The sequence below is a fragment of the Okeania sp. SIO2B9 genome (genome assembly GCF_010672505.1).
Classification (GTDB): domain Bacteria; phylum Cyanobacteriota; class Cyanobacteriia; order Cyanobacteriales; family Microcoleaceae; genus Okeania; species Okeania hirsuta.
The window spans coordinates 1-7,456 of sequence record NZ_JAAHGK010000223.1; the positions used below are offsets into that span (position 1 = coordinate 1).

Genomic DNA, 7,456 nt, shown 5'->3' on the forward strand with positions numbered 1-7,456 from the left:
TTCTAGACGATCGAAGTATGTACGAAAAAATAACTCCCCCAACCACAGGTTCTAAAGTCAGTTTCAGCAACGGTCAACCTAATGTTCCAGACGACCCCATTATCCCATTTATTCGGGGCGATGGTACAGGGGTAGATTTATGGCCAGCATCTCAAAAAGTCTTTGATGCCGCGATCGCTACTGCCTATGGAGATAAACGCAAAATCAATTGGTTTAAGGTTTACGCTGGTGACGAAGCTTGTGAAAAATATGGCACTTTCCAATATTTGCCGGAAGATACTCTCAACGCTATTAAAGAATACGGTATTGCCATTAAGGGTCCTTTGACAACTCCTATCGGTGGGGGTATTCGCTCCTTAAATGTGGCATTGCGTCAAATTAACGATTTATATGCTTGTGTTCGCCCTTGTAGGTATTACACAGGTACCCCTTCTCCTCACAAAAGTCCGGAAAAATTAGATGTGATTATTTATCGGGAAAATACCGAAGATATTTATTTAGGAATAGAATGGCGCGAGGGTACTGATATTGCTAGTAAGTTGATTGACATTTTAAACAAAGAATTAATTCCTGCTACTCCCGAACATGGCAAAAAGCAAATTCGCCTCGACTCGGGTATCGGTATTAAACCTATTAGTAAAACTGGTTCGCAACGGTTAGTTAAACGTGCCATCCAAAATGCTTTACGTTTACCCAAGTCAAAACAAATGGTAACTTTGGTGCATAAGGGTAATATTATGAAGTACACTGAAGGTGCATTTCGTGACTGGGGTTATGAATTAGCAACTACTGAATTTCGGACTGAATGTGTGACGGAAAGAGAATCTTGGATTCTTTCTAATAAGGAAGAAAATCCTAATATTAGTAGTGAAGAAAATGCTCGAAAAATTGACCCTGGTTATGATGCTTTAACAGCAGAAAAAAAAGCTGAAATCTGTCAAGAAGTTGAGGATGTATTAGGAGCTATTTGGGATAGTCATGGGGATGGAAAATGGCAAGATAAAATAATGGTAAATGACCGTATTGCTGATAGTATTTTCCAACAAATTCAAACTAGACCAGGGGAATATTCTATTCTGGCAACTATGAATTTGAATGGGGATTATTTATCTGATGCTGCTGCTGCTATTGTTGGTGGTTTAGGTATGGGGCCTGGTGCTAATATTGGTGATGAATGTGCTATTTTTGAGGCGACCCATGGCACTGCACCAAAACACGCAGGTTTAGATAGAGTTAATCCTGGTTCTTTGATTCTTTCTGGTGTGATGATGTTGGAATATATGGGTTGGCAAGAAGCTGCTGATTTGATTAAAAAAGGTCTTGAGGTTGCTATTTCTAATGGTGAAGTAACTTATGATTTGGCAAGGTTAATGGAACCACCTGTAGAAGCTTTAAAATGTTCTGAGTTTGCTGATGCAATTATCAAACATTTTAAAGATTAGATAAGTGTTAGGTGTTCAACAATTAATAAGTAATAATTAACAATTACTTCTCCTTGAAAAGAAGAGGATTGACTAAAAGGAAATTTTTTTCTTCTTTCTTCTTTAAAGGAGAGGCTTTAAACCTTAATTATTCGGTAAATAATAGGTACAAATGTTATTCATCTAGTGTCGCTACGCGGAAGTCAAAAGTCAAAAGTATTGATTTGTAATTGTTTTAGGATTTTGTAACTGGTCAATTATTTCCGCAATTCTGCACTAGTACTATTAACTTTTCAGCTAATACCTGATATGGCAGAAGAAAGTTTTTGTTATCTAGGAGATTTAGTATTTCATATTAGCTTTTGATATATCCGCGCCCTTTCCTTCGATTATACACAGGCGTAAGAATTAAAAATAAAATCAATTCTTATCTATAAATTATCAATTATTTTTTCTGTTCCCTGTTCCCTGTTCTCTCTTTTCTGAAAATATCTATTGCTATATCTTAAAGCTTAATATTTAAAAAATTATTCAGTTATGTCAAATCTTCTCGAACAAGCAAAAACAGCTAGCCAAGAAAAAAATTGGTCTTTAGTTAATCAGTATTTACAGCAATTTTTATTAGCATCTCAAAAGACCTGTGTTGATTGGTTAGAAAATGCCGATTTAGATGTGGTGCTCGACCTAGCAATAACAGTTCTGAAAAATGGAGATTTTCAAGAAAGATGGGATATTTATAAACTATTTAAGCAGATTGGTAAACCAGCGATCGCTCCATTAATTGAAATGGTTCAAGATGAAGATTTAGACTTAGAAAGACGTTGGTTTGTAGCTCGGATATTGGCAGATTTTAACAGTGAGGAAGTTCGAGAAGCTCTGAAAAATATAATTATTAGTTCAGAGGCGAAAGATTTACAAGAAATAGCAGCAGATACTTTGGCAATTTTAGGAGATTCAGCAGTTGATATTTTAACAGATTTATTGGCCAAGCCAGATTCACGATTATTAGCAACAAAAGCTTTAGCTAAAATTAATTCTTCTAGCACCATAACACCGTTATTAACTGTAGTAAAAGACGGCAATTATGAAGTTAGAAAAAATGCTATTACTGCCTTGAGTAATTACCATGATTCTCGGTTGCCTTTTGTCTTAATTTCGGCTTTAAAAGATACAGTAGCTCAAGTTAGAAAAGAAGCAGTAATAGGGTTAAGTTCTTATGATAATTTACACGAAGAATTAAGTTTGGTGAAGTTGCTACAACCTTTACTGTGGGATATTAATTTTGAAGTTTGTCAACAAGTGGCGATCGCTATAGGAAAAATCGGTACAAATACAGCAGCAACGGCTTTATTTGAACTTTTACAAACAACGAATGTTCCTGTTTTTTTAAAGCTGGATGCAGTGCGTGCTTTAAGTTGGGTTGAAACTCAAGTATCTGTGGAATATCTACAAAGTTTACTCGGAGATAATTTATTAGTTGCAGTTGAACATCAACCACAAATTGTTAATGAAATTATTACAGCATTAGGTAAAATTGAGCGTCAGGAATTAAAGCCAAAAGCTACAGAAATTTTGATTGAATTTCTCAGAAGTAATAATTCAGTTTTAGAAAGCGTCCGTGTCAAAAATTCTTTAGTTTTAGCATTGGGATATTTGGGAGATATTCGCGCTCTAGATTATCTCATTCAGTTATTAGAAGAAAATGATGCTAGTGTTAGGCTTCATTGTATAGCAGCATTGAAAAAATTAGATTCAGAAAGAGCATATCAACAACTTATTTATTTATCTCAAAAAGCAAACATCAAATATGAGTTAAAAACAGGAATAGCTACAGCTATTGCTGAATGGAATTATTAAGAAGGTGTTAGGTAAGCATTCAGCATTCAGCACTTCAGCAGTCAGCACTTCAGCTATGAGTTATTAACTTATTATCTTGGCAGAAGGAATTAGTATTCAAGAGAAATGAAAAATTATCTTTTTATTTTGGGTTTAATACCCTACCGTCCACACGGTGTTTACAATTGGTTGGGCTTTGTAGACAGGAAGTGGCAGGTCGTTGACTATCCCCATCCATTTTTTCTTCCTTCTTATTTCTTCTTTCTTCCTTCTTCAATCAGTAAAATTATTGGCTCGAATTAGTATTAATTATCAGTTATTTAAGCACTGAGATAAACAGTTTTCATCCTGGATTGACTAACTGAGTCAAAACTATGTTATTATATGATTATCTGAGGTATAATTTGCCCCTATTTTTAGCTCTAATTCCAGGGATAATACCAATTTGATAAATTTTTGCTAAAAATAACTAGGATATTTCTGAGGAGTCAACCCACCCCTCGCCCCTCCCCCTCCTGGGAGGGGAAGTCAGGAGTCACACGGGAATGGCTTCAATACCATTTTTTACCTATGTAATTCTCTTTTTTGTCAAAGGGACATCTCCTTTAAAGTCTTTTAATAATGCTTATTATTCGTAACATTCTTTTTTCAAAATGGTATAACTTAAAATCCTGAATCCCCTATTAATAAAATGAAATACTGGAAATCAGGTAAACAACTACAAAATGGCAAATATATAATTCAAGACCTGCTTGGTATTGGCGGTTTCGGTATTACTTATCGTGCTTTAGAACAAAGCTCTAATCAATTAGTTGCGATTAAAACTCTCAATTATCGAGTACAACGTAAACCCAATTTTGACAAACATCAAGAAAATTTTTTAAATGAAGCCTTATGTTTAGCAAAATGCCGTCATCCCAATATTGTAGAAGTTCATCGCCTTTTTAAAGAAAATAAATTATGGTGCATGGTGATGGAATATATAGATGGGGATGACTTAGGAATTTATCGTGAAGAGCAACACGGAGTTATATCAGAAAGTAAAGCAATACATCTAATTAAACAAGTAGGAGAAGCACTAACATTTATACATAATCAAGGATTTTTGCATCGGGATGTTAAACCTCAAAATATTCTGCTACGTCGAGATACTTTAGAAGCAGTATTAATTGATTTTGGTTTAGCACGAGAATTTAATAGCGGCAGCGTACAAACTCATACAACAGATAGTACATTGTATTTTGCACCAATTGAACAATACGAAAGACGAGCAAAACGGGGAGCTTTTACTGATATATATGCTCTAGCAGCAACTCTATACGTTTTATTGACAGGTGAAATGCCAACACCAGCAAAAGTCAGACAAGAAGGAAAAATACCATTAATTCCACCAAAAAAATATAATTCCCAAATTAGCGATCGAGTCAATGATGCAATTATTAAAGGCATGAAATTAGAGCCAGAAGAACGGCCTCAATTTGTTGCTGAATGGTTAACTTTATTGTCACCACTAGAAGAATTTGTCATAACTAATTTACCCTCTACTTTGCCAGCAACTCTGCCAATAATTTCCGACACTCCTCCCGAATTACTAACTGTTGATTCTAGTTTTGAACTCGAATTGCAAACTTTTAAATTTGAATATTTAACAATCAAAATAAACCCAAAAGGCGAAATAATTGAAACCCAAAAAGATCAACGGGAAACTCAACAATTTATTGAAAATATCGCCAATGATATTTTCCTAGAAATGGTATCTATTCCTGGCAATACTTTCTTAATGGGTTCCTCAAAAACAGCAGCAGAAAAATGGGAAACAGAAAGTCCACAACATCAAGTTACAATAACACCTTTATTTGTTAGCAAATATCCCATTACTCAAGCACAGTGGCAAGCAATAATGGGCAAAAACCCAGCTTATTTCAAAGGAGAAAATAGACCAGTAGAAATGGTGTCTTGGTATAACGCAATTGAATTTTGTCGTCAGCTATCTGCTCAAACTGGAAAAACTTATCGGTTACTATCAGAAGCAGAATGGGAATATATTTGTCGTGGAGAAACAACTACATTATTTTACTTTGGTAATAGTCTGATAACTGACCTAGCAAACTATAATGGCGAAGAAGCTTATGCTTGTTCATTGCAACAAAATTATCGTGAACAAACAACAGATGTAGGTAGTTTTCCACCCAATGCTTTTGGATTATACGATCTTCATGGCAATGTCTGGGAGTGGTGTGCCGACCCCTGGCATAATAATTATCAGGGTGCTCCTTCAGATAGTAATGTGTGGGAGAAAGATGGCAATTATAACTACAGAATGTTGAGAGGAGGAGGATACTTGAATTATTCTAAAGGTTGTCGTAGTGCAAACAGAAATTGGAAAACTCCCAGAAGTAAGTGTAAGTCAGTAGGTTTTAGAGTGGCAGTTTCTCATATTTTTTCAATTTAGGAATGAAGATACTTTAGAGGAAAAACTGACTATTTTGATGTTCTAGTCCCTATGCTTTACTTGACATATCACAAATATTTTTGGAGGTACAGGCAAAAAAATTAACAAAAAATAAAATCTTGGTAAATTCCTCATGGATAAGTTGGAATTTAAAATTTTATTGAAAAAAATTAATTTTTGTAACTTTCAAATCCCCGACCGAAATTTGTCAGCTCTCCCCACCTAAATATTTAGATAATATTTAGCAAAAATTTTATGGGAGAGTTTGACCGAAAACTATAGCAAATATTGAATTGGTTAGAACATAGTAGTTTCTAATTCTAGAATTTATGACTTAATTTGTGTCAGAAATTTAGTCATCAACAATTTGAGCCCAATCAGGGAAAGAAGGAGGAAAGAAATTAATATCATAGTCGGACTCTTCCCACTCATTAACCCACAATGGCACTACTCCCACCCCTTGTATAGGAGTTCTAGAAAAAACCCTTTCCCCACATTCAACAGTATGAAATATCTGTTTGAGGGTATCTCCTAAATTAAGGGCTAAACTTAATAGCTCATCCAATTCAGGAGCAACCCTCTTCACTCTTGGTTTGTCCTCCTCAGCCCACAGGAGTTTTAGGGACTTAAGAGATCTGGGACTGAGTTGACTTCGATAGTAAACACGCTTAAGTTGGGCCACAGGTTCTAGACTCCTTTCTACCCGGCGAATTTGCTGTAACCGGAGATAGTGCCACTCTGCCAAATGCTTTCGGTCTTCAGGAGGTATTTTCCCTTTACTAGAGGAGTGTTGGAAGGCATATTTTGCGCAACTACAACCAAGATTAGCTAACAAATGGATTAATTGTCTTTCTTTAGGAGTGGCTTGTCTTCTTTCTGCAGTTCTTGTAATAACCCTTTTTCTTCGTGTAGTAGTCGTTGTGTCCATCATTTTTCGATAATAGTAATCAGAACATCATACAAGGATAATCTAGGGTAGAATCCTAATTAGTAACATATAGTTCTACCCATATCTGAATATCCACTCTAATTTGTCTTTACTGTCTCCAGGAAGTTATTTCGGCCTTCGTGATTATTTTTTATTTTCCACTTCTTCCGTTTCACCATCTTCATCAGTGCCTTCATAACTAATTATCTGACTCTTTTCAATGGTACTCTCAGTAGATGGCCTCAAATTATAGGCTGTGGCCTTTGGTAGTTGGCAAAACGTCAAGCCTGCGGAGGCCATTAACCCAAAAATGATAATATTCTGTTTCATAGTAGTAGATGAACCCTGTTTAGTTGTTTTAGATAGACTCGCGATGCTCTGCAACCTGTAAAAAGTGGGTTGTTGCAAAAGACCTCTTGTCTTCCGATGAACCAGTCTGCAATTATAAAAGAAGCATAGGCACGACCTGATGGATCACAAAAGCCGGAAGTGAGGTGTTAGTAGTCTTAATCACTATTTTCTCCCCAATCCTGCTATTTGGGATGTGGAGACTAAGCCATTAGGGAGTTAAACCATCAGGTAATTAGTCCATCTAGGAGTTATCCATCAGGGGCATCTACTATTTCATTTAACTATCAGGGTGTATCTCCATCTGCAGTTCTGAACTGGCTGTTTATTGTCCAAATAGACAGCTTTTTTTTTTCACTATTCTCTAGCAAAGAAAGACAGAATTAGGAGGAAGGAGGAAACTAAAGTCCCAAACTTTTAATCCGGTCTTTTTAACTTCTAGAGTCGATATTGGGTTTAAATATTCTAAAC

At 35.7% G+C, this 7,456-nt stretch carries 6 protein-coding genes; 3 read left to right on the plus strand and 3 right to left on the minus strand.

Annotated features, from left to right (window positions below; translation table 11 throughout):
- The first annotated feature begins 17 nt into the window (after window positions 1-17).
- Together F6K13_RS10450 and F6K13_RS10455 are read left to right on the plus strand one after the other, a co-directional pair.
- Entirely contained in the window at window positions 18-1,442 is a 1,425-nt protein-coding gene (locus F6K13_RS10450) for an NADP-dependent isocitrate dehydrogenase (RefSeq protein ID WP_124145627.1), read from the plus strand.
- 516 nt (window positions 1,443-1,958) lie between these two features.
- Entirely contained in the window at window positions 1,959-3,278 is a 1,320-nt protein-coding gene (locus F6K13_RS10455) for a HEAT repeat domain-containing protein (RefSeq protein ID WP_124154572.1), read from the plus strand.
- 121 nt (window positions 3,279-3,399) lie between these two features.
- Here F6K13_RS10455 and F6K13_RS10460 read toward each other — a convergent pair whose 3' ends face one another.
- On the minus strand, window positions 3,400-3,534 hold the full coding sequence (locus F6K13_RS10460) for a hypothetical protein (protein WP_287287329.1): 135 nt from the start codon (window positions 3,532-3,534) through the stop codon (window positions 3,400-3,402).
- 414 nt (window positions 3,535-3,948) lie between these two features.
- On the opposite strand from F6K13_RS10460, the gene F6K13_RS10465 reads away from it, so the two are divergent.
- Complete coding sequence (locus F6K13_RS10465) at window positions 3,949-5,709, plus strand: bifunctional serine/threonine-protein kinase/formylglycine-generating enzyme family protein (RefSeq protein WP_287287331.1); 1,761 nt, start codon at window positions 3,949-3,951, stop codon at window positions 5,707-5,709.
- Window positions 5,710-6,061: 352 nt separating this feature from the next.
- Here the strand turns inward: F6K13_RS10465 and F6K13_RS10470 are convergent, their stop codons facing one another.
- Together F6K13_RS10470 and F6K13_RS10475 are read right to left on the minus strand one after the other, a co-directional pair.
- Window positions 6,062-6,640 (minus strand): hypothetical protein, encoded by a 579-nt coding sequence (locus F6K13_RS10470; RefSeq protein ID WP_124145630.1) that lies wholly within the window; start codon window positions 6,638-6,640, stop codon window positions 6,062-6,064.
- A gap of 141 nt (window positions 6,641-6,781) precedes the next feature.
- Window positions 6,782-6,967, minus strand: coding sequence for a hypothetical protein (locus F6K13_RS10475; RefSeq protein ID WP_124145631.1), 186 nt, complete (start codon window positions 6,965-6,967; stop codon window positions 6,782-6,784).
- Window positions 6,968-7,456 lie beyond the last annotated feature (489 nt).